The following is a 3,004-nucleotide window of genomic DNA, read 5'->3' as shown; positions in this document are numbered from 1 at the left end:
GGAAGGCGGCGACAGCGGCGAAGAGGTCGCGCACTTCGCCGATCATCATGTAGTCCGGATCCAGGCGCATGCCGTTGGCGATGCCTGCGGCCCAGGCCTGGCGTTCTGCGTCTGGGTCAGTGGCGTCATAGACCAGTGGGGTCTGGTTGATGCCTTCGCCGCGAATGCGGTATTCCGGTGGATCCTCGATGGTCAGGATATGCTTGGATCCGCCATGCAGCTTATCGAGTCCTTCCATGGTGACCTTCAAGGTCATCGACTTCCCTGACCCGGTGGGGCCGGACAGGATGTTGATGCCGTAAGGCATGCGCATCATGCGATCGAACAGCGCGTTCTGCTCGGGCAGGTAGCCGAGCTGCTCCAGGCTGTCGAGGCCGGTATCGTCGTAGAGCAGCCGCAGGATCATCAGGAACCCACCGGCGCGCGGGCGGGTCGCGATCCGGGCGCCGAACAGGTTCAGCTTCTCGACGAAGGCCTGGCTCATCCGCGCGTCCTGGTCCAATTGCGGCTTGAAAAGCGGCTCGGCCACGTCGCACATGGACTGGTAGATGGTTGCGCAAAGTTCGTGCAGTTCCTGGCTGCGGTACTGCTCGACGGTCTTCAGCAGGCCGTCGACGCGGAAACGGATCTTGCTGCCGGTGCCGGCGGGACTCACGACGAAATGCACGTCACTGGCGCGCAGCTCTGTGGCCTTACGAATGATCTTGACCACGCGCTCCTGCATCTGGGTGGCGCGCTGGCCATCGCTATCGACCAGGCCGTCCATGGCGACGGCGCGGTAGAGCTGGTGAATGGTCTGCAGGTCGGTGAGGTTGAGCTGGTATCGGAAGCCACGGCGATCGAGACGGTCGATGAACGACAGAACGTGAATGTCGTTCTGGTGGCTCTCCGATAGATAGAGCGTGCCGTCGGCGGCCAGGGCCATGATCTCTTGCAGGTGCTTCGAGACCTCCCACTCGCCACCGTCGGCGGTGAGCAGTTGGGTCACCATGGAGGGCTGTACAAGCGCGGCAATTTGAAGGTTCGTCATGGCGGTACCTACTGGATGAACGGCTGCGGTACCGCCCCGGGCAGCGCCGGCGGAACGGAGGCGCCTTGGGCCGAGGAGGCGGCTTGGGTCGGGGCAACGCTGGAGAAGCCCACGGGCACGCGGTTGCCGTCCTTGTCGGTGAGTACGACCTGGTCCAGGGAAATCGACTCGACGCGGTAGTTGCCCGGCAGCTCCGCGCCGCTGGCGGCGTCCACCTCGTACCCGCCCGGGAACAAGAATGTGGCAGTCATCTTGCCGCCGGCGCCGTAGATGGTCCGCACCACTGGCGGAACCGGCTGCGTGATCGTCGGCGCCGCCGCCGGCACCGGCATGGCGAACGTCTGCCCCTGGGCGCTGACGACCTGGCCGGTTTCGCCTTTGCCCTCCAGTTGCCGCTGCGCCGTGGCCAGACGCACCTTGGCCTCGGTGAGGATGGCCTGGGCCTGGATCTCCGCCAGTTCGCCAACGGTGCCGGCGCAGGCCTGGCCGGACGCGAGGAGGAAGAGCACGGCCACGGCCATGCCGATCGGCTCAGTTCGCATAGATTTCTCCTGTGACAGTCCAGTCCAACTGGCTGTCCTTGAGCGTGGTTTCGAGGTTGGTGATGCGGACCCCGGCGGCGGGCAGCCCCTGGAAGGTCAGGTCTGCCGGGAGCCTGGTCTGGGCGCTGAAGGTGAATTTCTTCCAGGAGGGCAACACCACTTGCTGCTCCGTCGCCGCTTCCGCGCCAGGAAGGGGCGGAGTTGTCTCCTGGCTGATCGACAGCTTGGGCTCGACACCCTGACGGTACAGATGGCTGGTGAGCGCCTGCAGCGCGTCGTCGGCTGGCTGCAGCGGCTCATCGCTACCGATGGCGACTTTCAGGTCGACCTTCAGGGCCGCGGTGTTGCCGTTGTCGATGACGAAGGCGGGGCGGTCAGCGAACAGGTGCTGGCTGGCCGCTGTCAGGTCGGCTGCCGTGCTGTTGCCGGTACGGTGGTAGGTGGCGACCAGGACCCTGCCGTCGCACTTGCTGGATTCGAAGAGCCAGCCCTGGATCGACAGCGACAGTACCCCCGTTGCCTTGCTACAGGCGCGTAGCATGTCCTCGAGGTCAGGCATGAGCGTCCAAGGCTTCTGCAATGAAGCCAGGTCCAGCGGCTGCTTGGCCTGGGCGTTCTTCTCGGCCAGCTCGGCGAGGCGCCTCTGCTCCTCGAGGAGCGCGGCTTGTCTGGCGAGCTCTTGCTGGTGGGCATTCCATAGGTAGTAGGCGGTTAGCGACCCGCCTACCAAGCAACCGAGCAGGGCCACTGCCGTCCACTCTCTGGCGGACAAGCCGAAGGTGAGTTGCCGGAGGCGGTAGTCGCGCCGCAGGCGCTTCGGCGCGAGCAGTTCCTCGATGTCGAAGTCCTTGACGGGGAAATCGAATCCTTCGGGAACGAAGACCTGTGCGTTTCGAAGCACGCCGCGCGTAGAGAGCTTCCTGATCCGGTCCCTGGCTTCGTCGAAGGTAGTGACCAGGTCCTGGCCGGGGACGATCGCACCATCGAGCGTGGCGACCAGTGCGTAGCGGTCCTCGTCGACCTTCCAGCAGGCCAGGAAGTCGCCTTCGAACTGGCCTGAAAGCGCCGAGGCCAGGGAGTACATGCCCTTGACTGCGCCTTGCGACTTCGAAACGAAGCCGGCCTGGATCACTGTCGGCGAATGGCGGATGGCAACGATGTCCAGATGCTCTTCCTTGCCCAGCTTGCGCGCTTCCTTCATGTACTGCCGCTGGCTGGATAGCGGCCGCCAGAACAGGCCGCTGACGAACTTGTTGCCGTGGTAGCTCAGGATCGAGACGTCTGGTCCACGGCTACCGATGTCAGGCTTCTCCATGGTTCAGCCCAGCACGACGGGGGTGATCAGCACCACGATGACCTCGCGTTTGGTATTGCGGGTCAGCCCGCCGCCAAGGCCGAAGAATCCGGCGTCGCCGGTGCCGACCTTGTTGGT

General features: G+C 64.7%; 3 protein-coding genes. All 3 read right to left on the bottom strand.

What is annotated here, in order from left to right; genetic code table 11:
- A partial coding sequence (locus tag JHD77_RS32165; protein ID WP_199506586.1) for an ATPase, T2SS/T4P/T4SS family occupies positions 1-1,030 on the bottom strand: 1,030 nt, incomplete at its 3' end.
- Between the two features lie 8 nt (positions 1,031-1,038).
- A complete protein-coding gene (gene pilP / locus JHD77_RS32160; protein WP_003099760.1) occupies positions 1,039-1,572 on the bottom strand; it encodes a type IV pilus biogenesis protein PilP in 534 nt (177 codons plus the stop codon).
- Positions 1,562-2,887 carry a type 4b pilus protein PilO2 gene (gene pilO2, locus JHD77_RS32155; protein WP_003099758.1) on the bottom strand — a complete coding sequence of 442 codons (1,326 nt, stop codon included), beginning with the start codon at positions 2,885-2,887 and terminating at the stop codon, positions 1,562-1,564. The genes pilP and pilO2 overlap by 11 nt, the downstream gene beginning before the upstream one ends.
- Between the last annotated feature and the right edge of the window lie 117 nt (positions 2,888-3,004).

Origin of the sequence: Pseudomonas sp. P20 (assembly GCF_016463925.1) — a bacterium.
In the GTDB taxonomy this organism is placed as follows: domain Bacteria; phylum Pseudomonadota; class Gammaproteobacteria; order Pseudomonadales; family Pseudomonadaceae; genus Pseudomonas; species Pseudomonas aeruginosa.
The sequence above is the reverse complement of the archived record's forward strand: the minus strand, read 5'-3'. Positions and strand labels throughout refer to the sequence as shown.